This is a genomic window from Pseudomonas sp. 5Vm1k (assembly GCF_056161485.1).
The window spans coordinates 66,396-90,242 of record NZ_JBSPCZ010000005.1; the positions used below are offsets into that span (position 1 = coordinate 66,396).

A 23,847-nucleotide genomic window follows, 5' to 3' on the forward strand; every position below is an offset into this window, starting at 1 on the left:
ACGTTACTATTTTTCAGCGCTGACCGCGACTGCGGGTGCACTCAGGCCGCTTTGGGCTTTGGCGGAAATTTCGGTGCGTGCAAGCCCAACTGCATGCCTTGCTTGACCATGGCCATGATGTCTTCATGGGCCACGTCGAACAGGCGCTTGAGGTTGGGCAGCACAAAGTACAGCGGCTGCAGGATGTCGATGCGATACGGCGTGCGCATGCATTCCAGCGGATCGAAGGCTTGATGCTCCGGCTCGTCCGACATGCAGTAAACGGTTTCTTTAGGCGAGGACAGAATGCCGCCGCCGTAGATGCGCAGACCCTCTGGCGTATCGACCATGCCGAACTCGATGGTCATCCAGTACAGGCGCGCCAGGTACACGCGTTCTTCCTTGGTGGCCTGTAGGCCGAGTTTGCCGTAGGTGTGGGTAAATTCAGCAAACCACGGGTTGGTCAGCAGCGGGCAGTGACCAAAGATCTCGTGGAAAATGTCCGGTTCTTGCAGGTAATCCAGCTCTTCGCGGGTACGGATAAACGTCGCCACCGGAAACTGCTTGTTGGCGAGCAATTCGAAAAAGGTCTGGAAGGGGATCAGCGCCGGAACCCTGGCAACTTGCCAGCCGGTGGTTTCACCGAGGACTTTGTTGATCTCGCCCAGTTGCGGAATGCGGTCGTGGGGCAGACCGAGTTTTTCGATACCGTCCAGGTACTCCTGGCACGCACGGCCTTCGATCACTTTCAGTTGGCGAGTGATCAGCGTGTTCCACACCGCGTGTTCTTCGGCGGGGTAGTCGATAAAACCTTGCGCATCGGGCTCGCGAGCCACGTATTGCGTCTGCTTCATGCTGCTCTCCTGCTAGGGGGAAGTCGTTCTTGTTATGTACAGCTATGGACCTAGAGATACCCCAAGGCGTGCCGTGATGCAGCAGGTGGTTTGGGTCGTGTGTAGGAAAAATCAGCGATTTTCGTAAAGTTTTCGTTACGGATTGACGGTTGTGGCGCAGGTATTGAGTTTTCCGGGTTTGAAAAGCGCTCCGGCTGTCACATAATCGTGACGACTATCTGAGTGTCCTTGCAGAAAAATACCCCCGAGGACACCGCAATCCCCCTTGTGGGAGCGGGCTTGCTCGCGAAGAGGGAGTGTCAGTCGACATCATCATTGGCTGACACGACGCCTTCGCGAGCAAGCCCGCTCCCACAGGGTTATGTGTTTGGCATTCAATTCACTCACCGCTTTTTCAGGCCTTTTATATGCGTATCAAAGTCCACTGCCAAAACCGCATCGGCATCCTGCGTGACATCCTCAACCTGTTGGTGGAATACGGGATCAACGTCGCGCGCGGCGAGGTCGGCGGTGAGCATGGCAACGCGATCTACCTGCACTGCCCGAACCTGATCAACATTCAGTTCCAGGCGTTGCGTCCGAAGTTCGAGGCGATTGGCGGGGTCTTCGGCGTCAAGCGGGTAGGGCTGATGCCCAGCGAGCGTCGGCATATGGAGCTCAACGCCTTGCTCGGTGCCCTGGAGTTTCCGGTGCTGTCGATCGACATGGGCGGCTCCATCGTCGCGGCCAACCGTGCGGCGGCGCAGTTGCTCGGGGTGCGGGTGGACGAGGTGCCGGGGATTCCCTTGTCCCGTTACGCCGAGGATTTCGATTTGCCGGAACTGGTGCGCGCCAACAAGTCGCGGATCAACGGGCTGCGGGTGAAGGTCAAGGGTGACGTGTTTCTCGCCGACATCGCCCCACTGCAATCGGAGCATGACGACAGCGAAGCCATGGCCGGCGCGGTGTTGACGTTGCACCGAGCGGACCGGGTCGGCGAGCGCATCTACAACGTGCGCAAACAAGAGCTGCGCGGTTTTGACAGCATCTTCCAGAGTTCGAAAGTCATGGCCGCCGTGGTGCGCGAAGCCCGGCGCATGGCGCCGCTGGATGCGCCGCTATTGATAGAAGGCGAAACCGGCACCGGCAAAGAGCTGTTGGCGCGGGCTTGTCACCTGGCCAGCCCGCGCGGCCAGTCGCCGTTGATGGCGCTTAACTGCGCCGGTCTGCCGGAATCCATGGCCGAGACCGAGTTGTTCGGTTATGGCCCCGGCGCCTTCGAAGGGGCGCGAGCCGAAGGCAAGCTCGGGCTGCTGGAACTGACGGCCGGCGGCACGTTGTTTCTTGATGGCGTAGGGGAAATGAGCCCGCGCTTGCAGGTGAAATTACTGCGCTTTCTGCAGGATGGCTGCTTCCGCCGCGTAGGCAGTGATGAAGAGGTTTACCTGGACGTGCGGGTGATCTGCGCGACCCAGGTGGACCTGTCCGAGTTGTGCGCGCGCGGTGAGTTTCGCCAGGATTTGTATCACCGCTTGAACGTGCTGTCGTTGCACATCCCGCCGCTGCGCGAATGCCTCGACGGTTTGACGCCGCTGGTGGAGCACTTCCTCGACCAGGCCAGTCGGCAGATCGGTTGCCCTCTGCCGAAACTGGCGCCGGCAGCCATGGAACGGCTCAGTCATTACCATTGGCCGGGTAATGTGCGGCAGTTGGAGAACGTGTTGTTCCAGGCGGTTTCGTTGTGTGAAGGCGGGACGGTCAAGGCTGAGCATATTCGATTGCCGGATTATGGCGTGCGTCAGCCGCTTGGCGATTTCTCGCTGGAAGGCGGGCTGGATGCGATTGTCGGGCGTTTCGAGAAAGCGGTCCTGGAGCGCTTGTATTCCGAGCATCCGAGCAGCCGGCAGTTGGGCAAGCGGTTGGGGGTTTCGCATACGACCATTGCCAACAAGTTGCGCGAGTATGACGTCGGCAAGACTGAGTCATAGCCAATGGTGGCTGGGGCTGTCAGGGCCCCTTCGCGAGCAAGCCCGCTCCCACAGGTGACCGCATCTCCCTGTGGGAGCGGGCTTGCTCGCGAAGGCGGTCGTCCTGGCAACCTACAGATCAATCTTTGCCACTTTCCGGCATAACACCGCCGGTTTTTCGACTTTGACACAATCCCCTAATCCCCTCTAAACCCCTCAAGTCCTTTGTTTACCGGGCCCCGTGCCGCCAGAAAAAAGTTGGTCTGCAAATTGCTTAAGGCTCATCAGTACAGCGGTGGGCGGCAAACGTCCGGCATGCAGAGGATTGAGTGTGGACAAGTACCTTTATGTGGCAATGACCGGCGCCAGCCAGAATGCACTGGCGCAGAAGGCTCATGCGAACAACCTGGCGAACATCTCCACCAACGGTTTTCAAAAGGACCTGGAACAGGCCCGTTCGATGCCGGTGTTTGGTGACAGCTTTCCGGCGCGTGCCTATGCCATGACCGAGCGTCCGGCCACCGACTTCTCCGCGGGTTCGATGGTGGAGACCGGTCGTGACCTCGACGTGGCAGTGACCGGCAACGGCTGGATCGCGGTGCAGAGTCCCGACGGCAGCGAAAGCTACGTGCGCACCGGCAGCCTGAACATTGACGCCCTGGGCGTGTTGCGCGCCGGCAACGGTATGCCGGTGATGGGCAATGGCGGGCCGATTGCCGTGCCGCCCGAGCAGAAAATCGAAGTGGGCGAGGACGGCACCATCAGCATTCGTTCGATGGGTGAAGGCCCGCGAGTGATGGCCGAAATCGACCGCATCAAACTGGTCAACCCTGACCTGAAGAACATGACCAAAGGCCTGGATGGTTCGATCCACACCAAAGACGGCAAGCCGGCGCAAGCCGATGCGGGCGTCAAACTGGTGTCCGGGTTCCTGGAGTCGAGCAACGTCAACGCCGTGGAAGAAATGACCTCGGTGCTGGCTTTGTCGAAGCAATTCGAGCTGCACATCAAGATGATGAACACCGCCAAAGACGATGACCAGGCCATGGCTCGGGTCTTGCAGATCAGCTAATTACCAGAACGTCGCGCCGTAAAACAGGCGCACGAGGAGAATCGAAATGCTTCCGGCTCTATGGGTTGCCAAAACAGGTCTGTCCGCCCAGGACACCAACCTGACCACCATTTCCAACAACCTGGCGAACGTATCGACCACGGGTTTCAAACGTGATCGCGCCGAGTTCCAGGACTTGCTGTACCAGATCAAACGCCAGCCTGGCGCCCAGTCGACCCAGGACAGCGAACTGCCGTCCGGTCTGCAATTGGGTACCGGTGTGCGCATCGTTGGCACCCAGAAAAACTTTTCCGCCGGCAGCCTGCAAACCACCGAGCAGCCGTTGGACCTGGCGGTCGACGGTCGCGGTTTCTTCCAGATTCTGCAACCGGATGGCACCACGTCCTACACCCGTGACGGTACCTTCCACCTCGACTCCAACGGCCAGATCGTGAACTCCAGCGGTTTCGCCCTGGAGCCGGCGATTGTCATTCCGAACAACGCCCAGACCTTCACGGTCGGTACTGACGGCACGGTGTCCATCACTGTTCCCGGCAACGCCGCCTCCCAGGTGATCGGCAACCTGCAGACCGCCGACTTCATCAACCCGGCCGGCCTGCAAGCGGTAGGTAACAACCTGTTCCTGGAAACCGCTGCCAGTGGCGCGCCGCAAGTCGGCACCCCGGGCCTGAACGGTTTTGGTACCACGCTGCAGAACACCCTGGAAGGCTCCAACGTCAGCACCGTTGAAGAGATGGTCAACATGATCACCACTCAGCGCGCTTACGAGATGAACTCCAAGGTGATCTCCACCGCCGACCAGATGCTCTCGTTCGTAACGCAGAATCTGTAATCAAGTCTATGGGGCGACCATGAGGTCGCCAGCAACACCGTGAGGTAGGGTCATGAATCGCTTTGTATCTGTTCTGGCACTGAGTGGGGTGGTCGCGCTCGCGGGCTGCGTCGCGCCGACGCCCAAGCCCAATGACCCTTATTACGCCCCGGTGTTGCCGCGCACGCCGCTGCCGGCTGCCGCCAATAATGGCTCGATCTACCAGGCCGGTTTCGAACAGAACCTGTACAGCGACCGCAAGGCGTTCCGGGTCGGTGACATCATCACCATCACCCTGAACGAGAAGACCCAGGCCAGCAAAGGTGCCAACTCGCAGATCGACAAGACCAGCAAGACCGGCATTGGCCTGACCTCGCTGTTTGGTGGTGGCTTGAACACCAACAACCCGGTGGGCAGTGGTGACCTGAGCCTGGACGTCGGCTACAGCGGCGACCGTGCCACCAACGGCGCCAGCAAGTCCGGCCAGAGCAACAGCCTGACCGGTTCGATCACCGTGACCGTCGCCGACGTCTTGCCCAACGGCATCATCGCCGTGCGTGGCGAGAAGTGGATGACCCTCAACTCGGGCGATGAACTGGTGCGGATTGCCGGTCTGGTGCGCGCCGATGACATCGCTACCGATAACACCGTGTCGTCGACCCGCGTCGCCGATGCACGTATCACCTATTCGGGCACCGGTGCGTTTGCCGATGCGAGTCAGCCAGGCTGGTTCGACCGTTTCTTCCTCAGCCCGCTGTTCCCTTTCTAGGTGGCTACGTTGAATCTTAAACACCTGTTGGTGGCCGCATGCCTGATGTCCGCAGCCTTTGGCGCTCAAGCCGAGCGACTGAAAGACATCGCCAGTATTTCCGGCGTGCGGACCAACCAATTGATCGGTTACGGCCTGGTGGTCGGGCTTAACGGCACCGGTGACCAGACGACGCAGACCCCGTTCACCCTGCAGACCTTCAACAACATGCTCTCGCAGTTCGGCATCAAGGTGCCGCCAGGTTCGGGCAACGTGCAGTTGAAGAACGTCGCGGCAGTGTCGATCAGTGCTGATCTGCCGGCGTTTGCCAAGCCGGGTCAGTTGGTGGATATCACGGTTTCCTCCATCGGTAACTCCAAGAGCCTGCGTGGCGGCACCTTGCTGTTGACGCCGCTTAAAGGTATCGACGGCAACGTCTACGCCATCGCCCAGGGCAACCTGGTGGTCGGTGGTTTCGATGCTGAAGGTCGCGACGGTTCGAAGATCACCGTCAACGTTCCGTCGGCCGGTCGTATCCCCGGTGGTGCGTCGGTTGAACGTTCGGTGCCGAGCGGCTTCAATCAGGGCAACAGCCTGACCCTGAACCTCAATCGTTCGGACTTCACCACCGCCAAGCGCGTGGTCGACAAGATCAACGACATGCTCGGCCCTGGCGTCGCACAGGCTATTGATGGCGGTTCGATCCGCGTCACCGCGCCACTGGACCCGAGTCAGCGGGTCGACTATTTGTCGATCCTCGAAAACCTCGAAGTCGATCCGGGTCAGGCGGTGGCGAAAGTCATCATCAACTCCCGAACCGGCACCATCGTGATCGGCCAGAACGTAAAAGTTTCCCCGGCCGCCGTGACCCACGGCAGCCTGACCGTGACCATTACCGAAGACCCGATTGTCAGCCAGCCCGGCCCTCTGTCCAACGGGCAGACGGCTGTCGTACCGCGCTCGCGGGTCAACGCCCAGCAGGAAGCCAAGCCAATGTTCAAGTTCGGCCCGGGCACCACCCTCGACGAAATCGTTCGTGCGGTGAACCAGGTCGGCGCGGCGCCGGGTGACTTGATGGCCATCCTTGAAGCACTGAAACAGGCCGGCGCGTTGCAAGCCGACCTGATCGTGATCTGAGGACGGCGACCATGGTGGATATGCGCAAAGGCAGCTTGGTCGGTACTGGCGATTCGGGTTCTTACTCGGACCTCAATCGTCTGAATCAGCTCAAGGTCGGCGACAAGAACAGCGACGCGAACATGCGCAAGGTTGCGCAGGAATTCGAATCGCTGTTCCTCGGTGAAATGCTCAAGTCCATGCGCTCGGCCACCGAAGCGTTGGGCAAGGACAATCCGCTCAATACACCGGCCGCCAAGCAGTACCAGGAAATGTCTGATCAGCAGATGGCCGTTTCCATGTCTCGCGAGGGCGGTGGTATCGGTCTGGCGGACGTGCTGATGCGCCAGATGTCGAAGAACAAACCGCTGGCGCCGGGTGAAGCAGCGGCGAATTCGGCGGCCAAGCAGGAAGCGGCGAAAGCCAAGGCTGCGGCAGTCACGACGCCGGTGGCTGCCGGTACGGTCGCCACTAACGGTCCGCTGTCGCGCCTCAACGGCGAGCGTCCTTTGTGGGCCTCGCGCGGGGTCAAGTCGCCGACGGCGACGGCTGCTCACAGCAATGATGTGGCGCTGCTCAATCAGCGGCGCCTGGCTTTGCCGCCGAAACTGGCGGACCGCTTGCTCGCCGGCCTGGTGCCATCCACCGCGACCAGCACCACGACTGCCGCGCCGACCCTCAAGAATGTGTTGCCTGAGCGCGCCACCGCCACGGCGACCGGCGCCGGCCCGCTGTACAACGGCGATTGGCTACCGTCGGCAACGGCATCGGCGTCGAGCGGGCAGATGCAGATTTACGGTCGCGCGATGGCGCAGATTCCTCTAGCACCGGCGAAGAAAGCTTTCAGTTCCGCCGACGAATTCGTCAACACCATGCTGCCGATGGCCAAAGAAGCCGCCGCTCGCATCGGTGTCGATCCGCGTTATCTGGTGGCTCAGGCCGCCCTGGAAACCGGTTGGGGTAAATCGGTCATGCGCGCCCAGGATGGCAGCAGCAGCCACAACCTGTTCGGCATCAAGGCCGGCAGCAGTTGGGCGGGCGATTCGGCGCGGGCAATCACCAGCGAATTCAGGGATGGCGCGATGGTCAAGGAGACGGCCGAGTTCCGTTCCTATGCCTCGTACAAGGACAGCTTCCATGACCTTGTGACTTTGCTGCAAACCAACAATCGCTATCAAGATGTGGTGAAGTCGGCCGATAACCCAGAACAGTTTGTACGCGAGTTGCAAAAGGCCGGTTATGCAACCGACCCGAACTACGCAAACAAGATTTCGCAGATAGCCAAGCAGATGACGAGTTACCAAAACTACGCTGCGGCGGGCGCTTCCACCACGCCTTTATAGGCACAAGGCATAAGGTCTGAACCATGAGTTTGCTCAATATCGGGATGTCGGGTCTGGCGGCTAGCCAATCCTCTCTGGCTGTGACAGGCAACAACATTGCCAACGTCGACACCGCCGGTTATTCACGTCAGCAAACCGTGCAGGGCACCAAGGCCTCGCAGCAGTACGGGAATGTCTTCATCGGTACGGGCACGACTCTGGCGGATGTTCGCCGGGTGTATAACTCCTACCTCGATGCGCAGCTGCGTACCGCCACCTCGCTCAACAGCGAAGCAGCCTCTTACCAGGCTCAGGCTACGCCGCTGGACGCCACGCTTTCCGACACCAATACCGGCCTGACCGGCGTGTTGCAGAAGTTCTTCACTTCGATGCAGGGCGTCTCGACGTCCGCGACCGACGATACTTCGCGCCAGTCGGTGTTGACCGGTGCTCAAGCGTTGAGCAATCGTTTCAACACCATCGCCAAGCAACTGAATGATCAGAACACCACGCTCAACGGCAGTCTTGGAGACATGGCGGCGCAGGTGAATAAACTGGCCACCTCGATTGCCAACCTGAACCAGAAGATTGGTGAAATCTCCACCAGCGGCGGCCAGCCGAACGACCTGCTCGATACCCGTAACGAGACGGTGCGCCAACTGTCCGAGTTGGTCGGTGCGCAGGTCGTCGAGCGCGGTACCAGCTACGACATCTACGTCGGCAGCGGCCAGCCATTGGTGATGGGCAACACCACCAACACCCTGGAAACCGTTCCGACCAAAGATGACCCGTCGCGCATGGGGCTGCAGATGAACCGTGGCTCCAGCACCATCGACATCACCTCGGTGGTCAGCGGTGGCGAAATCGGTGGTCTGCTCACTTACCGCAAAGACGTGCTCGACCCTTCGCTTAATGAACTGGGGCGTGTGGCCCTGGTGGTGGCTGACCAGATCAATAGTCAGCAAGCGCAAGGCATCGACAAGAACGGTGAGTTTGGCGCGGCGATTTTCAACAACATCAACAGCGCCGCAATGCTCAGCCAGCGCAGCGTCGCCCAGCTCAATAACAGCGCCGGTTCTGGCAACCTGGATGTCACCATCAAGGACTCCGGCAAGCTGACCACCAGCGATTATCAGGTGACGTTCACCACCGCCACCGACTACAGCGTCAAGCGTTCCGATGGCACCAATATGGGGGCCTTCAGCACCTTGACCACGCCGCCACCGGTGATCGATGGTTTCAGCCTGGCGCTGAATGGCGGTGCCATGAGCGCCGGCGACACCTTCAAGGTGACCCCGACCCGCGGCGCCGCAGCCAGTATCCAGACCGTGCTCACCGACCCGAAAAAAATCGCGGCGGCAGCTCCATTGAGCGGCGTGGCCAGCTCCAAAGCCACCGGCACGTACACCCAGCCGACGCTGACCAGCACCATCGATATCTACAGTCCGGCGGCCCAGGCTGACATGCAAACCGGACTCAAGTACTCGACGCCGGTCAAGATCACTTTCGGTACTCCAAGCGGTGGCAGCCAGACCTATAAACTGAGCGACGCCCAAGGCAATCCGCTGGGCAGCGGCACTATTGTCCCGGGCCAGAACAACACCCTGAACCTTAATGTCCCGATGGTCGATGCCACTGGCACTGCGATCACGGATGGCGGTACGCCGCCGGTGCAGAAAACCTTCACCGTGCAGACCACCGTGGGTGGTTCACCTGCCGATGGCGAAAGCTTCTCGATGTCCCTGACCGGCGCGGCGTCCTCGGACAACCGCAACGCTCAAGCGCTGGTCGGCCTGCAAACCAAACAGACCGTAGACACCGGTTCGTCGAGCAAGGGCATCAGCCTCACCGACGCCTACAACACGCTGGTGACCAACGTTGGTAGCAAGGCTGCTCAAGGCAAGTCTGACAGTGACGCCACCACGGCGATCCTGACGCAAGCCAAGGGCGCTCGTGATTCGCTCTCCGGGGTCGACCTGGATGAGGAAACCGGCAACCTGGTCAAATACCAGCAGTACTACACCGCCTCTTCGCAGATCATCAAGGCTGCGCAGGAAACTTTCAGCACGCTGATCAACAGCCTTTAAGGAGTCGTAATTCATGCGCATTTCTACCGCCCAGTATTACGAGACAACCGCTGCCAACTATCAGCGCAACTTCAACAAGGCGATCGCGACCAGCAACGAAGCCAGTAGCTTGCAACGCATCAACACCGCTGCCGATGATCCGATCGGCGCCGGTCGTTTGCTGCAACTGGGTCAGCAGAGCGCGATGCTTGATCAGTACACCGGCAACATCAGCACGACCAAGAGTTCGTTGAGCTTGCAGGAAACGACCCTGGACTCCATTGGCACCGCCTTGCAGCGCGCCAAGGAAATCGGCCTCAGTGCCAACAACGGCATTGCCACCGATGATGACCGCAAAGCGTATGCGGCGGAACTGGGCCAGATCCAGCAACAAGTACTGGGCCTGATGAACTCCAAGGATGCGTCCGGCAACTTCCTGTTCTCCGGTTCGAAAACCGACACCCCGCCGTACTCGCAGAATTCCGACGGCACCTACACCTACAACGGTGACCAGACCAGCATCAACCTGGGCATTGGCGATGGTTTGACCGTGGCTACCAACACCACCGGCTGGGACGCGTTCCAGCAGACCATCAATACCAGCCGCACCCAGGCCGCCATGACTGCCCCGGCGGTGGATGATGGTCGCGTGGTCCTGTCCAACGGCCAGGTGAGCAACAGTGCAACGTACGACTCCAAGTTCGCCAGCGGCCAGCCGTACACGGTCACCTTCCTGAGCAGCACCCAGTTGAAGATCACCGACGGACTGGGCAACGACGTGACGACCGAGGCCAGCCAGAACGGTGCGTTCAGCAACAGCAACGGCGCCAACCAGGTGGTCAACTTCCGTGGCGTCGACCTGAACCTGAACATCAACCTCAAGTCGGGCGATGTGCCGGACACGGTCATTGCCGGCCACACCTTCCAGTTGACGGCCAACCCGGACACCATCGGTGCCGTGCGCAGCGCCGGCAACTCGTCTACAGCCGTCATCACCGGTTCCTCCGTGACCAACCCGACAGCCTACAACGCGGCGTTCCCGTCGGGCGGGGCGGTCCTCAAGTTCACCAGCGCCACCGCGTTCGATTTGTACGCAGCGCCAGTGACGGCCGATAGCCGTCCGGTATCGTCGGGCGCTGTTGTGGCCGGTCCTCCCGCCACGGCCACGGCGGCAGGCGTGACCTTCGCCCTGGGCGGCGGCACACCGGCCGCCGGCGACCAGTTCGCCGTGCAGGCCAATGATCACCAGACCCAGAACGTGCTCGACACCTTGGGCAAGATGATCACGGCACTGAAGACGCCGATCGATGGCAACACCGTGGCCAAGCAGCAATTCCAGGCGGCCATGGATTCGGGCCTCGCGAATCTGGACAGCGCCAGCGACCAGTTGGGCGCGGCCGTCACCTCGATTGGTGCGCGCGGTCAGTCGCTGGACGATCAGTCCACGACCAACCAGAGCCTGAGCCTGGCGAACACCGCCACCCAAGGTTCGATTCGTGACTCCGACCCTGCCGAAGTGATGACCCGTCTGACGCTGCAACAGACCATGCTGCAAGCCGCACAATTGGCGTTCAGCAAGATCACGTCATTGGGCCTGTTCAACAAGATCTGACCGTCGCCGGGCGCCCAGGCGCCCGGTGAGTGCTGCCCCTCCAATATCTACTGTCTTTTTCCGCGGTTCAAAGGGCTCGCTTTCCTGGGCGAGCTCTCGCCGCCTGCGAGTCCGCCGTGAATTCACTCCCGCTTGTCAGCCTTGTCATCCCTGCCTTCAATCCGCGCTTTTTCAGTCGGGCGTTGCACAGTGCCGTGAGTCAGGGTTATGGCAATCTCGAGATCATTGTGTGCGACGACAGTCGTGGCACTGAAATCGAAGAGGCGGTCATTTCCGTTTCCGAGCAAACGGGGGTTGCCGTGCGCTATGTGCGCAACCCGCGCACGCTGGGAATGGTGGGTAATTTGCAGGCCTGCCTGGAAGAAGCGCAGGGCGAGTTCATCAAGTTTCTCTGTGATGACGATCATCTGTTCACCGCCTGCATCGAGCAGCAGGCCCATGAGCTGATGACGCGTGATGAAGTGAGTCTGGTGCTGGCCCAGCGTTTGTTCTGGGATGCCGACGATATGCTGCTGCCTTCGCGCCTGGAAAACACGTCGCTCTCGCCAGTAAGTGGCCTGTTCAAGGGCGACGACCTGCTGGCGATTTTCGAGAATTTCCCGGTCAACATCCTCGGTGGTTTCAGCAATGCGCTGTTCCGTCGGGCGGACGTGCTGGAATTGTTGCCAGCGCTGTCCCAGGCGGGCCACTGCTTTGTGGCGACCCTCGATTTTGCCTTGTATGTGTGCCTGTTGCGGCGCGGCAATCTGGTGATGTCCAACAATGTGCTCAGTGTCGAGCGCCTGTACCCGGAGCGATTGAGCGCTCAACAGGCGATGAAAGACGCTGTAGAGGTTGAGCGTGAATGGGTATTGCAGATGCTCAAGGCTCGCAGCGGCGAGTCTGCGCCGGCGCCGGGCTGGGTTCGTTATCTGCCGTTGACCCGGACCGAAGAGTCGCCCCGGGTCTGGGAAGAGTTGCCCTTGAGCCGAACCCTGGGCACCAAGCAAAGTGCTCAGGAATGGCTTGTCGGCATTGCCAGCACGAGTTTTTCCGAGCTCTATGCGCAGTGGCTCGCATGCCGTGTCCTCAACGATGGTCAACGGTTGCTATTGCCGGACACCATTGCCGGCTGGACCCATACCCCTAAAATCGTTCCGGTCATCATCGATGAGCTCGGCAGCCGGTCAGCGCTGGACCTCACACTGCAGTCGCTCGCCGCGCAAGACTTCGCGCCCGAGCTGACACTGGTGTTGTCCGCTTCTTGCACCGAAGCCGTTCTGGATGAACGGGTTTTCCGTTTGCCGTTGCAAGCGGACTGGCTGGCGCAGGTCAATGAACTGTTGCCGCAGTTGCAAGGTGCTGACTGGTTTTACTTGCTGCGTGCCGGTGATCGCCTGGTGGCCCCGGCCTTGCTGGCCATGGCAGAGCGGATTGTCCTGTCGCCCTCCCTGACGTGCCTGTACAGCGACGAAGGCAGCTTGCGTCAGGGGGAATCGGCCGAGCCTGCATTCAAACCCGACTTCAATCTCGACCTGATGCGCAGTTACCCCTACGTGGGGCGAGCCCTGGCATTCGAGCGCGAACGTTTTCTGGCCCTGGGCGGTTTTGACTCGGTGCATGGGGAACTCGCGCCACACGATGCGCTTTGGCGCATGGTTGAGCAGGATGGCACCCAAGTCATCGGGCACATCGCCGAGGTGTTGCTGGAGTCGACGTTCGATCTGGCCAAGTGGCTGGCTCACCCTGACGTGGTGGATAACAGCCCGTTGCTACTGGACGCGCACTTGCAGCGTTTGGGTGTGCGCTATGAAAACCGCAGTGCCAGCGCCGAGCTGATCAACCGTGTCGACTATCAACATGCGGCTCGGCCGTTGGTGTCGATCATCATCGTCAGCAAGGATCAGACCGTCGCTGTGCAGCGCTGCGTCGAAAGCCTGCTGGAGAAAACGGCCTACAGCGATTACGAGTTGTTGTTGGTCGACAATGGCAGCGAAAGTGCCGAAGCGCGTGCCTGGCTGGCCGGTATGGCAGGGCTGGGCAGCGAGCGGATTCGCGTGCTGACGTCTGCGCAGCAAGGCAATGCCGCGGCGCTGTACAACTTCGCGGTGAAGCAGGCCGTCGGTGACTACGTCCTGATGCTCAACCCCTACACGGTGATTACTCAGGGCGACTGGCTGGATGAGCTGCTCAATCACGCCCAGCGCCCGGAAGTCGGCGTGGTCGGTGCCAAGTTGTTCAACCCGGACGGTCGGGTGCTGCACGCGGGTTTGATTCTGGGGTTGCAAGGGCCGGCCGGTGTGCCGTTTTACGGCGAATCCCTGCAGGCGGCGGGCTACATGTTCCGGTTACAGGTCGCGCACAACCTGAGCGCTGTCGGCGGCGATTGCCTGATGGTGCGCAAGGCTGTGTTCGAGGCGGTCGGTGGGCTGGACGAGCAACACCTCGCGCAAACCCTCAATGAAGTGGACTTGTGCCTGCGCATCGGCCAGGACGGTTACCTGGTGGTGTGGACGCCCTACGCCAAACTGGCGCTGGGCGCACGCCCGGTCGTGGCCGCGCAGGACGGTGAGCAGGCGTTGCGCAGGCAGGAACAGGAAGTGTTCTACAAGCGCTGGCTGCCGATTATCGCCCGTGACCCGGCTTACAACATCAACCTGTCATTGCAAGGGGTGGGTGGATCGAGCTTCAGTCTTGAACCGGGTTTGCGTACCGGATGGAGCCCATTTTCCAAGGCGCAGTTGCCGAAGATCCTCGCCGTGCCGATCAATGCCTCCGCCATTGGCCATTACCGCGTGACGCAGCCGATGATCGAGCTGGAAGCCGCGGGCCGGGCCGAGGGGCGCATTCACTACAACATGCCCTCGATGATTGAAATCGAGCGCCAGTCACCTGATGTAATCATCCTGCAGGGACGGTACTCCGAAGGCACGATCAACGAAATCGTGCCGCTGCAAACCTACTCCAATGCCCGACGGATCTACGAGCTGGATGACTATGTCATCCACGTTCCCCATCGCAACGCGCATATCCGCAATATGCCGAACAAGGACGAGATGGAGCGTTTGGTGCGGCGGGCGATCGGTATGTGCGACCGCGTGGTGGTCTCCACCGAGGCGCTGGGTAATGCATTGTCGGACATGCATCAGGACATTCGCGTGGTGCCGAACATGCTGTCTCGGCACTTGTGGAACGATATGCGCAGCCAGCGCCGCACCTCGAAAAAACCGCGGGTCGGCTGGGGCGGCGGCACCAGTCACCACGGCGACCTGGCGGTGATTGCCGAGGTGGTCCGCGAACTGGCGAATGAAGTCGATTGGGTATTCTTCGGCATGTGCCCGGATGATTTGCGCCCGTACATGCATGAGTTCCACGGAGTGATCGGGCTGGATGTCTACCCGGCCAAACTGGCCAGCCTGAACCTCGACCTGGCGTTGGCACCGCTTGAGTTCCACATCTTCAACGACTGCAAGAGCAACCTGCGCCTGCTGGAATACGGGGCTTGCGGTTACCCGGTGATCTGCACCGACACCGAGGCTTATCGCGGGTACTTGCCGTGTACTCGGGTCAAAACCAACAGCACCGATGAATGGCTGCAAGCCATCCGCATGCACCTCGCCGACCCGGACGCCAGCTACCGGATGGGCGATGAGTTGCGCGAAGTGGTCCTGCGCGACTACGTGTTGCGCGGCGACAACCTGCGTTACTGGGAGAACGGTTGGTTGGCGGACTGAGTGTTTCAACCTGTTCTTGAAAAGAAGGCGACCCAGGGTCGCCTTTTTTTTGCCTGCGGGTTCAAGCTTCCGGTTCCAGCAGTCGATAGTTGCCCAAGGATTTGGTTTTTTCACACCAAGGCAAGGAAGAAGACATGGCAGTTATAAACGGAACAAATGGCACGGATACGCTGATCGGTAGCAATGAGGATGACGTGATCAACGGACGGCGCGGCGATGATGTCCTGATCGGCGGCGCTGGCGCGGACACGCTCGACGGTGGCGCAGGGTTCGATACGGCGGATTACTCCTGGTCCTCGGCCGGCATCAATATCGACCTGCGCAGCGGCGTCAGCCGGCCGGGTATCGGCGGTGACGCTGAAGGCGATACGCTGAAGAATATCGAGAAGGTCATTGGCAGTGACTACGACGACACTTTCACCACCACGTTGGCCGGTCGGACTCTTGAAGGCGGGCGGGGCAATGACACCTACATCGTCAATGCCGCTGGCACCAAGATCATTGAAGAGAGCGGCTGGGCAGGTGGTAATGACGATCAGGTGCTGACCGGCCTGTCCCATTACACCCTGGATGCCAACATCGAACGCCTGACCTATACCGGCACCGGCAAATTCACCGGCTACGGCAATGCCAGCGATAACGTGATCACTGGCGGTGCCGGCAACGATGTGTTGTTGGGCGGCGGCGGGGCCGACCATTTGATCGGCGGCGCAGGGTGGGACACCGCGAGCTATACCGACAGCGCCGAGGGTCTGACCCTGGACATTAATCTGAAGTACGGTAACAACAGCTCCGGAATCGCCGCCGGCGATACATTTACCGATATCGAAGCCATTCGCGGCTCCAACCACGATGACGTGTTTTTGGGCGGAACAGCGTTCAAGTCAGTGGACGGCGCCGACGGTTTTGACACGGTGGATTACTCGATGTCGGAGGCCGGGATCACCCTCGATATCCGCAATGGTACGGGTAAGCCGGGCATTGGCGGCGATGCTGAAGGCGTTACGCTGAAAAACATCGAACACGTCGTTGGCACCATCTGGGATGACGTCTACGTTATCAACTCTCGCGGTATCACGATCTCCGAGCGCAACATTCCTGTGGGCAACGACGAGATCCGTACCAGCCTGGCTTCCTACACCATGGACGCTAACATTGAGTCGCTGACCTACACCGGGAAGGGCTCGTTCACCGGTTACGGTAATGTCGGCAACAACACTATTACCGGCGGCGTCGGTAACGATGTGCTGGTGGGCGGGGAGGGCGCGGACCACTTGATCGGCGGTGCGGGCCTGGACACTGCGAGCTATGCCGACAGCACCGAAGGTGTCGCGGTAGACCTGCTGACCGGGCAAATGAGCACAGGCATAGCGGTGGGGGATACCTACACCAGTATCGAGCTGATTCGTGGCTCGAATTTCGACGACTATTTCCGGGCGAATGATGAGCCGAACGGCTTCGATGGCGGGACCGGTTTCGATACCGTGGATTACTCCTGGTCCAATGGCGCGGTGAGCGTCGATATCCGCGAAGGTGTCGGCATGCCCGGCGTTGGCAACGGAGCTGAAGGCGACACCCTGGTCAATGTGGAAAAGGTCATCGGTTCGCTCGGTGCCGACACCTTCACCAGCTCCGTCGGCGGCGTGACGTTTGAAGGTGGCTGGGGCGACGACATCTACAACATCAGTGCCGAGGGCGTGACAATCATCGAGCAGGATTTCCCCGTCGGCAACGATGAGGTGCGCACCAGCCTGGCGGTGAAGACCCTGGAATCATTCATCGAGAACCTGACGTATACCGGCACCGGTGACTTCACGGGTTACGGTAATGATTCGATGAACACTCTCCAGGGCGGCGCGGGTAACGACCTGCTGTTTGGTGGCGCTGGCGCAGACCTTTTCATCGGTGGTGAAGGTGTGGATACCGTCAGTTATGGCGACAGCATTGTGGGGGTCAGCATCGATCAGCAGACGTTGCAGAACTCGGGTATCGCTGACGGTGACCAATATTTTGATATTGAGATCCTGCGTGGCAGTCACTTCAACGACACGCTGACCGGTAGAAACATTGAAAGTAATTACTTTGAAGGTGGCCTGGGCGATGACGTCATCCATGGTGGTTGGGTCGCCGATCACCTCTATGGCGGTTTGGGGCCGGTAAACGGGTCTTCGACCGAGACCGATACGGGCAAAGTTGCTCAGGCCGACATGCTGTACGGCGGCAACGGTGACGACGTTATTGTTACCGCGGTCAATGATCGGGGAAGTTTCGCCTATGGCGAATATGGCAATGACACCATCACGGTCGCCAGTGGAACGGCCGATGGGGGGAGTGAGGACGATGTGTTGACCGGTACGGGCAGCAACTTTGTATTGCTGGGCGGTGAGGGTTACGACCAATTGATCATGAACGCCGGCGGCTTTGCCAATGGCGGGGAGAATGACGACACCTATATCGTCAACACCAGCAATCTGGTGACGATCAGGGATGACGGCCAGGGCTATTTCACCAACGACACGCTGATCCTGAACAACGTCGCCACCGCCGCCGACCTGAATGTCACACGGGTGGGCGATGATCTTTACCTCAGCAGCACCAGCCCTGCGTCCGGAGCAGTTCCGGATAACGGCGTGAAGCTTCAGGATTGGTTCGCCGGTTTCGCCAGCATCGAACACATCCAGACCGCTGACGGCCAGGCCTTCAATTTGCCGACCAGCGCCGATGCTTTCGCCATGCTCGGCTAACAACCTGATCTAAACCCCACCACCATCCCCTGTGGGAGCGGGCTTGCTCGCGAAGGCGGGGTGTCAGGCAACACTTACGTCCCTGACACCCCGCCTTCGCGAGCAAGCCCGCTCCCACAGGTTCTCTTCCCTCTGGGTGGCTTCCAGCCCACAGAGCTGGCGCGTTTCCTGCAAGTCCCCCTTCATATCGCCATAAAACGAGCACTCGCGCCTCGGCGGGCAGTGCACACAGCGGCGTTGAGCGTTTTATCCAGAAGGCCTGCAAAAGCTTGATACAGCTTGGCTGAGCCCTGTGACGAACAAGAGGGGAAGAGGATGAAGGCAGTTATTTTGGCGGGTGGCCTGGGCACGCGAATCAGCGAAGAGTCGCACCTCAAGCCCAAGCCGATGATCGAGATCGGCGGCAAGCCAATTCTCTGGCACATCATGAAGCAGTACTCCGCGCACGGAATCCACGATTTCGTGATCTGCCTTGGCTACAAGGGCTACGCGATCAAGGACTTCTTCGCCAACTACTTCCTGCATACCTCCGACGTCACCTTCGACATGTGCAACAACCGCATGGACGTTCACCAGAATTACAGCGAACCGTGGCGCGTGACCCTGATCGACACCGGTGAAGACACCATGACCGGTGGCCGTCTGCGCCGTGCCGCGCGTTATCTGGAAGGCGAGCAGGCCTTCTGCTTCACCTACGGCGATGGCGTCTCAGACCTCAATATCGGTGCGTTGGTGGACTTTCACCTGGCCCACGGCAAACTCGCGACCGTGACCGCCGTGCAACCGCCAGGCCGCTACGGCGCCCTGGAGCGCGACGGCGACAGCGTCAAAGGCTTCGTCGAGAAACCGCGCGGTGATGGCGGCTGGATCAATGGTGGTTTCTTTGTCCTTTCGCCCAAAGTGCTGCCGTACATCGCCGACGATCAGACCTCTTGGGAATCCGAGCCGTTGGCGGCGCTTGCCAGCGAAGAACAATTGCAGGCCTTCCAGCACGACGGCTTCTGGCATCCGATGGACACCCTGCGTGACAAGAATCACCTCGAAGCATTGTGGTTGAGTGGGGAGGCCCCATGGAAACAATGGGACTGAGCCCGGAATTCTGGCGCGGCAAGCGGGTTCTGGTCACCGGGCACACCGGTTTCAAGGGCAGTTGGCTGACGCTGTGGCTGCAAAGCCTGGGGGCCGAGGTCAGCGGGTTTGCCCTTGACCCGTCTACCGAGCCCAGCCTGTTTGAACTGGCGCGGGTGCATGAAGGCATCAACGATCAGCGTGGTGACCTGCGAGATTTGGGCGCCTTGCTTGAAGTGATCGCCGACACCGAGCCGGAAATCGTTTTGCACCTGGCGGCGCAGCCGTTGGTGCGTGAAGGTTATCGCGACCCGTTGGGCACCTATTCCAGCAACGTCATGGGCACCCTCAATCTGCTGGAGGCGATCCGCCAGGTCGGTTGCGTGCGTGCCTGCGTGCTGGTGACCACCGACAAGGTCTACGCCAACAAGGAATGGCTGTGGCCGTACCGCGAAGACGAAGCCCTTGGCGGTCACGATCCTTACAGCAGCAGCAAGGCCTGCTGCGAATTGTTGGCGCAGTCTTATGCGGCGTCGTTCTTCCCGGCCGACAAGCATGACGAACACGGTCTGGCCCTGGCCACGGCACGCGCTGGCAACGTATTGGGCGGTGGCGATTTTGCCCCGGAACGCTTGATTCCCGACGTGCTGAAAGCCTGGTCCGCCGACGAACCCGTGACCCTGCGCTACCCGCAGGCCGTGCGCCCCTGGCAGCACGCGCTGGAGCCGTTGGCCGGTTATCTGCAACTGGCGGCCGGCCTCTACGAACAAGGCCCGGAGTATGCCGGTGCGTGGAACTTCGGCCCAAGCGAAGCGGACATGTGCAGTGTCGGCGAAGTCGTCGAACTGCTTGCCAACCGCTGGCCGCAAGCCCGTGGTTTGCGCATCGAGCCGAGCGAGTTGCATGAGGCTGGCCTGCTGCGTCTGGACAGCAGCCGCGCCCGTCAATTGCTCGGCTGGCAACCGCGCTGGTCGTTGCAGCAGTGTCTGACCCAGACCCTCGACTGGCACCTGGCGTGGCAAAACGGCGACGACATGCGTGGCGTTACCCTGCGTCAGTTGAACCTGTACCGAGGCGCGTTGTGAGCGAGTTTCTACTGAAAGCGTTGCCGCTGAACGGCTTGTTCAGCGTGCAGCACAAGCGCTTTGAAGACGATCGCGGGCACTTCGCCCGGTTGTTCTGCGAAGGCAGCCTGAGCGCGTTTGGCCAGGCGTTTCATATCCGCCAGATCAACCATTCCTGCACCCGCGCGCGGGGCAGTGTGCGTGGCTTGCATTACCAGAACGCCAACGCGCCGGAAGCCAAGCTGATCACCTGCCTGCGCGGTGAAGTCTGGGACGTGGCGGTGGATTTGCGCCCTGACTCCGAGACCTTCCTGCACTGGCACGCCGAACACCTGCGGGCCGGTGACGGTCGCAGCCTGTTGATCCCGGCCGGGTTCGCCCATGGTTTCCAGACCCTCACCGATGACGCCGAGTTGCTGTACCTGCACAGCGCTGATTACGCGCCGGCGCACGAGGGCGGTTTATCGGTGAACGATCCACGGCTGGCAATCGCCTGGCCGTTGCCTGTCAATAATCTGTCAGCCCGGGACGCCAGCCATCCCGTGCTCGATGAACACTTCGCCGGAGTGCGTCTATGAACTGCCGTGGTTGCGCTACGCCGCTGGCCTTGCCGCTGATTGACCTCGGCACTTCGCCGCCGTCCAACGCCTATGTGCGTGCCGATCAACTGGAGCAGGCCGAGCAGTGGGTGCCGTTGAAAGTCGCGGTGTGCCAGCACTGCTGGCTGGTGCAGACCGAGGATTACACCAGCGCCGATAGCCTGTTCGACGCCGAGTATGCGTATTTCAGTTCGTTCTCCAGCACCTGGCTGGCCCATGCCGAGCGCTATGTGAGCGAGATGGTCGAGCGCTTTGGCTTGAGCGCCGACAGCCGTGTGGTGGAAATTGCCGCCAATGACGGTTACCTGTTGCAGTACGTCGCCGGGCGCGGCATTCCGTGCCTGGGCGTCGAGCCGACCCGCAGCACCGCGCAAGCGGCGCGGGAAAAAGGCCTGGAGATTCGTGAGCTGTTTTTCGGTCGCGACACCGCGGCGCAACTGGTCAGTGAAGGCTGGTCCGCCGACCTGATGGCCGCCAACAACGTGCTGGCCCATGTCCCGGACATCAATGATTTCCTCGGCGGTTTTGCGACCCTGCTCAAACCAACCGGCGTGGCGACCTTCGAGTTTCCGCAACTGCTGACGCTGATGGCTGGCCAGCAGTTCGACACGCTGTATCACGAGCACTATTCCTACCTGTCCCTGACCGCCGTGCAAACCCTGTGCGCGCGCAATGGCCTGGAAGTGTTCGACGTCAGTCAGTTGCCGACCCATGGCGGTTCGCTGCGGGTATTCGTGCAGCGCCTCGATGGTCAGCGTCGTGAGGTGCAACCGGCGGTGCAGCAACAGTTGCAAGCCGAACTCGCTGCGGGCGTGAAAACCCCCGAGTACTACGCGACCCTGGCGCCGGCGGCCGAACGCATCAAGCACGAACTGCTGCGCTTCCTGTTGCAGGCCAAGGCCGACGGCAAACGCGTGGTCGGCTACGGCGCGGCAGCCAAGGGCAACACTTTGCTCAACTACGCCGGAGTCAAGCCAGACCTGTTGGCCTGGGTCGCCGATGCCAACCCGCACAAGCAGGGCAAGTACCTGCCGGGTAGCCGCATCCCGATTGTTTCGCCGGCGCAGATCGACATCGAAAAACCGGATTATGTGCTGGTCCTGCCATGGAACCTGTTGCATGAAGTCAGCCAGCAACTGGCCCAGGTCCGTGAGTGGGACGGCCGCTTCGTGATCGCCGTGCCCGAGTTGACTGTCCTGTGAAGGTACTGGTCACCGGCGCTACCGGGTTCGTCGGCCGGCATCTGGTTGCGGCATTGCTCGCACGTGGCTGCGAGGTCCGCGCCGTGGCGCGCAATGCTGAGACCGCTGCAGGTTTGCCGTGGATCAATGACGTGGAATTCATCGCGGCGGATATTCACGCCGCCGACCTGGATATCCCGGCGTTGACCGAGGGCGTCGATGCCCTGGCGCATCTGGCCTGGCCCGGTTTGCCGAACTATCAGGCGCTGTTCCATTTTGAGCACAACCTGATGGCCGACTACCGGTTCATCAAGGGTGCGGTCGAAGCGGGCGTGTCGCAGGTTTTGGTCACCGGCACCTGTTTCGAATATGGCATGCAGAGCGGGCCGCTCACCGAGCAATCCGCGCCGCAGCCGAGCAATCCCTACGGTTTGGCCAAAAACACCCTGCGTCTGTTCCTCGAAAATTTGCAGCAAACTCAACCGTTCACCTTGCAATGGGCGCGGCTGTTTTACCTGCACGGCGCAGGCCAGAACCCCAACAGTTTGTTGGCGGCGCTGGACCGGGCGATTGATGCCGGGGACAACACCTTCAACATGTCGGCCGGTGAACAGCTACGCGATTACCTGGCCATTGATACCGCTGCCGGTTACCTGGCGGCGATTGTGCAACAGCGGGATTTCAACGGGCTGGTCAATTGTTCCAGCGGCCAGCCGATATCGGTCAGAGCACTGGTGGAGCGGCGACTGCAAGAACGCGGCGCTTCGATCAACCTGAACCTGGGCCACTATCCATACCCGACCCATGAGCCGATGGCGTTCTGGGGCGTGGCGGAGCGTTTGCAACAGCTGTTGGGAGGCAATCATGAAGCATGAGTTGTATCGGGTCGCTGACCTGCCGGTGTTGCAGAATCGCACCTTCGCCGACCCGCAATCGGCTCGGGCTTCTGCCAGCGCCGACATGGTCCTGGTGCAGGATGAACAGAGCGGGTTGGTCTTCAATCAGGCCTTCGATGCCGACAAGCTCAGCTACGATGCCGATTACCAGAACGAGCAGGCGCATTCCGGCCAGTTCCAACAGCACCTGAGCGATGTGGAAGGGATTATTGCCCGTCACTTCAAGGGCCAGGAGCTGATCGAAGTCGGTTGCGGCAAAGGCTATTTTCTCGAACTCCTCAAAGGTCTGGGCTACGCCATCACCGGCATCGACCCGGCCTACGAAGGCAGCAATGCCGACGTGATCAAGGCTCCGTTCACGCGGGGTTTGGGCCTGGCGGCGGACGCCATCGTGCTGCGCCATGTGCTGGAACATATCCAGGACCCGGTGAATTTCCTCGCGCAAATGGCCGAGGCCAATCAGGGCGGGCAGATCTACATCGAAGTGCCGTGCTTGGACTGGATCCTGGAGCACCGCGCCTGGTTCGACCTGTTCTACGAGCACGTCAATTATTTCCGCCTCGATGACCTGCGCCGGATGTTCGGCACTGTGCATGAGGCCGGTCACCTGTTCGGTGGCCAATACCTGTACATCGTCGCCGACCTTGCGACCTTGCGCCTGACTCCGGAACAGCCGGTGCCGCGCCTGGACCTGCCGGACAACTTCACCCGCAGCCTTGAGCGCGCGGTGCAGATCATCCAGGCCAATCCAGAGCAAGGCTCGGCGATCTGGGGCGCGTCGTCCAAAGGCGTGATCTATTCGCTGTTCCTGCAACGGGCCGGCGTGGCGGTGGATCGCGTGGTGGACATCAACCCGGCCAAACAGGGACGTTACCTGCCCCTGAGTGGCGTGCGGGTGTCCTCGCCCCAAGAGACCCTGGATGCCTTGCCTGAAGGCGCCCACCTGTTTGTGATGAACTCTAACTACCTCGAAGAAATCAAGCGGATGACCGGTGGACGCTACGTCTATCACGCCGTAGACAGCGCTTCGTTCCAGTGACTATTGAGACTTTTAAA

At 60.6% G+C, this 23,847-nt stretch carries 17 protein-coding genes; 16 read left to right on the top strand and 1 reads right to left on the bottom strand.

The genetic code is table 11. The features are described from left to right. Nucleotides 1-41: 41 nt before the first annotated feature. Nucleotides 42-833, bottom strand: a complete 792-nt coding sequence (gene phhA / locus ACWIKB_RS11685) for a phenylalanine 4-monooxygenase (protein ID WP_054049250.1) — start codon at nucleotides 831-833, stop codon at nucleotides 42-44. 407 nt (nucleotides 834-1,240) lie between these two features. Here phhA and ACWIKB_RS11690 point away from each other — a divergent pair, with 407 nt between their 5' ends. The 16 genes from ACWIKB_RS11690 (at nucleotide 1,241) to ACWIKB_RS11765 (ending at nucleotide 23,830) form a co-directional block, all read left to right on the top strand. Then, nucleotides 1,241-2,800, top strand: coding sequence for a sigma-54-dependent transcriptional regulator (locus tag ACWIKB_RS11690; protein ID WP_403018046.1), 1,560 nt, complete (start codon nucleotides 1,241-1,243; stop codon nucleotides 2,798-2,800). Between the two features lie 310 nt (nucleotides 2,801-3,110). After that, entirely contained in the window at nucleotides 3,111-3,851 is a 741-nt protein-coding gene (locus ACWIKB_RS11695; RefSeq protein WP_475266922.1) for a flagellar basal body rod protein FlgF, read from the top strand. 46 nt (nucleotides 3,852-3,897) lie between these two features. Next, on the top strand, nucleotides 3,898-4,683 hold the full coding sequence (flgG, locus tag ACWIKB_RS11700) for a flagellar basal-body rod protein FlgG (protein ID WP_475266923.1): 786 nt from the start codon (nucleotides 3,898-3,900) through the stop codon (nucleotides 4,681-4,683). Between the two features lie 52 nt (nucleotides 4,684-4,735). Next, nucleotides 4,736-5,431: a flagellar basal body L-ring protein FlgH gene (gene flgH / locus ACWIKB_RS11705; RefSeq protein ID WP_475266925.1), complete on the top strand. Its 696-nt coding sequence runs from the start codon at nucleotides 4,736-4,738 to the stop codon at nucleotides 5,429-5,431. Between the two features lie 45 nt (nucleotides 5,432-5,476). Further along, a complete protein-coding gene (locus tag ACWIKB_RS11710) occupies nucleotides 5,477-6,547 on the top strand; it encodes a flagellar basal body P-ring protein FlgI (RefSeq protein WP_475267366.1) in 1,071 nt (356 codons plus the stop codon). 14 nt (nucleotides 6,548-6,561) lie between these two features. Beyond that, nucleotides 6,562-7,869: a flagellar assembly peptidoglycan hydrolase FlgJ gene (gene flgJ / locus ACWIKB_RS11715; RefSeq protein ID WP_475267368.1), complete on the top strand. Its 1,308-nt coding sequence runs from the start codon at nucleotides 6,562-6,564 to the stop codon at nucleotides 7,867-7,869. Nucleotides 7,870-7,892: 23 nt separating this feature from the next. Further along, nucleotides 7,893-9,935, top strand: coding sequence for a flagellar hook-associated protein FlgK (flgK, locus tag ACWIKB_RS11720; protein WP_475266926.1), 2,043 nt, complete (start codon nucleotides 7,893-7,895; stop codon nucleotides 9,933-9,935). A 13-nt stretch (nucleotides 9,936-9,948) separates the two neighbouring features. Continuing rightward, nucleotides 9,949-11,526: a flagellar hook-associated protein 3 gene (locus tag ACWIKB_RS11725; protein WP_475266928.1), complete on the top strand. Its 1,578-nt coding sequence runs from the start codon at nucleotides 9,949-9,951 to the stop codon at nucleotides 11,524-11,526. Nucleotides 11,527-11,642: 116 nt separating this feature from the next. Beyond that, nucleotides 11,643-15,239 carry a glycosyltransferase gene (locus ACWIKB_RS11730; RefSeq protein ID WP_475266930.1) on the top strand — a complete coding sequence of 1,199 codons (3,597 nt, stop codon included), beginning with the start codon at nucleotides 11,643-11,645 and terminating at the stop codon, nucleotides 15,237-15,239. Between the two features lie 134 nt (nucleotides 15,240-15,373). After that, entirely contained in the window at nucleotides 15,374-17,983 is a 2,610-nt protein-coding gene (locus tag ACWIKB_RS11735; RefSeq protein WP_475266931.1) for a beta strand repeat-containing protein, read from the top strand. A 315-nt stretch (nucleotides 17,984-18,298) separates the two neighbouring features. Further along, the gene (gene rfbF, locus ACWIKB_RS11740) at nucleotides 18,299-19,072 is read left to right on the top strand and encodes a glucose-1-phosphate cytidylyltransferase (protein WP_259500671.1); all 774 of its coding nucleotides are present in this window, start codon (nucleotides 18,299-18,301) and stop codon (nucleotides 19,070-19,072) included. Continuing rightward, a complete protein-coding gene (gene rfbG / locus ACWIKB_RS11745) occupies nucleotides 19,054-20,136 on the top strand; it encodes a CDP-glucose 4,6-dehydratase (RefSeq protein WP_475266932.1) in 1,083 nt (360 codons plus the stop codon). Before rfbF ends, rfbG begins: the two co-directional genes overlap by 19 nt. Continuing rightward, nucleotides 20,133-20,693: a dTDP-4-dehydrorhamnose 3,5-epimerase family protein gene (locus ACWIKB_RS11750; protein WP_475266933.1), complete on the top strand. Its 561-nt coding sequence runs from the start codon at nucleotides 20,133-20,135 to the stop codon at nucleotides 20,691-20,693. Before rfbG ends, ACWIKB_RS11750 begins: the two co-directional genes overlap by 4 nt. Continuing rightward, the gene (locus tag ACWIKB_RS11755) at nucleotides 20,690-21,916 is read left to right on the top strand and encodes a methyltransferase domain-containing protein (RefSeq protein WP_475266934.1); all 1,227 of its coding nucleotides are present in this window, start codon (nucleotides 20,690-20,692) and stop codon (nucleotides 21,914-21,916) included. Before ACWIKB_RS11750 ends, ACWIKB_RS11755 begins: the two co-directional genes overlap by 4 nt. Beyond that, complete coding sequence (locus tag ACWIKB_RS11760; RefSeq protein ID WP_475266935.1) at nucleotides 21,913-22,770, top strand: NAD-dependent epimerase/dehydratase family protein; 858 nt, start codon at nucleotides 21,913-21,915, stop codon at nucleotides 22,768-22,770. The genes ACWIKB_RS11755 and ACWIKB_RS11760 overlap by 4 nt, the downstream gene beginning before the upstream one ends. Continuing rightward, complete coding sequence (locus tag ACWIKB_RS11765) at nucleotides 22,760-23,830, top strand: class I SAM-dependent methyltransferase (RefSeq protein WP_475266936.1); 1,071 nt, start codon at nucleotides 22,760-22,762, stop codon at nucleotides 23,828-23,830. The genes ACWIKB_RS11760 and ACWIKB_RS11765 overlap by 11 nt, the downstream gene beginning before the upstream one ends. Nucleotides 23,831-23,847 lie beyond the last annotated feature (17 nt).

What these genes read in the sequence shown, in the direction of transcription:
- flgG (WP_475266923.1), top strand. Translation starts at nt 3,898, where the DNA reads ATGCTTCCGGCTCTATGGGTTGCCAAAACAGGTCTGTCCGCCCAGGAC.
- flgK (WP_475266926.1), top strand. Translation starts at nt 7,893, where the DNA reads ATGAGTTTGCTCAATATCGGGATGTCGGGTCTGGCGGCTAGCCAATCC.
- ACWIKB_RS11690 (WP_403018046.1), top strand. Translation starts at nt 1,241, where the DNA reads ATGCGTATCAAAGTCCACTGCCAAAACCGCATCGGCATCCTGCGTGAC.
- ACWIKB_RS11755 (WP_475266934.1), top strand. Translation starts at nt 20,690, where the DNA reads ATGAACTGCCGTGGTTGCGCTACGCCGCTGGCCTTGCCGCTGATTGAC.
- rfbG (WP_475266932.1), top strand. Translation starts at nt 19,054, where the DNA reads ATGGAAACAATGGGACTGAGCCCGGAATTCTGGCGCGGCAAGCGGGTT.
- ACWIKB_RS11735 (WP_475266931.1), top strand. Translation starts at nt 15,374, where the DNA reads ATGGCAGTTATAAACGGAACAAATGGCACGGATACGCTGATCGGTAGC.
- ACWIKB_RS11765 (WP_475266936.1), top strand. Translation starts at nt 22,760, where the DNA reads ATGAAGCATGAGTTGTATCGGGTCGCTGACCTGCCGGTGTTGCAGAAT.
- ACWIKB_RS11725 (WP_475266928.1), top strand. Translation starts at nt 9,949, where the DNA reads ATGCGCATTTCTACCGCCCAGTATTACGAGACAACCGCTGCCAACTAT.
- ACWIKB_RS11710 (WP_475267366.1), top strand. Translation starts at nt 5,477, where the DNA reads ATGTCCGCAGCCTTTGGCGCTCAAGCCGAGCGACTGAAAGACATCGCC.
- rfbF (WP_259500671.1), top strand. Translation starts at nt 18,299, where the DNA reads ATGAAGGCAGTTATTTTGGCGGGTGGCCTGGGCACGCGAATCAGCGAA.
- flgH (WP_475266925.1), top strand. Translation starts at nt 4,736, where the DNA reads ATGAATCGCTTTGTATCTGTTCTGGCACTGAGTGGGGTGGTCGCGCTC.
- phhA (WP_054049250.1), bottom strand. Translation starts at nt 833, where the DNA reads ATGAAGCAGACGCAATACGTGGCTCGCGAGCCCGATGCGCAAGGTTTT.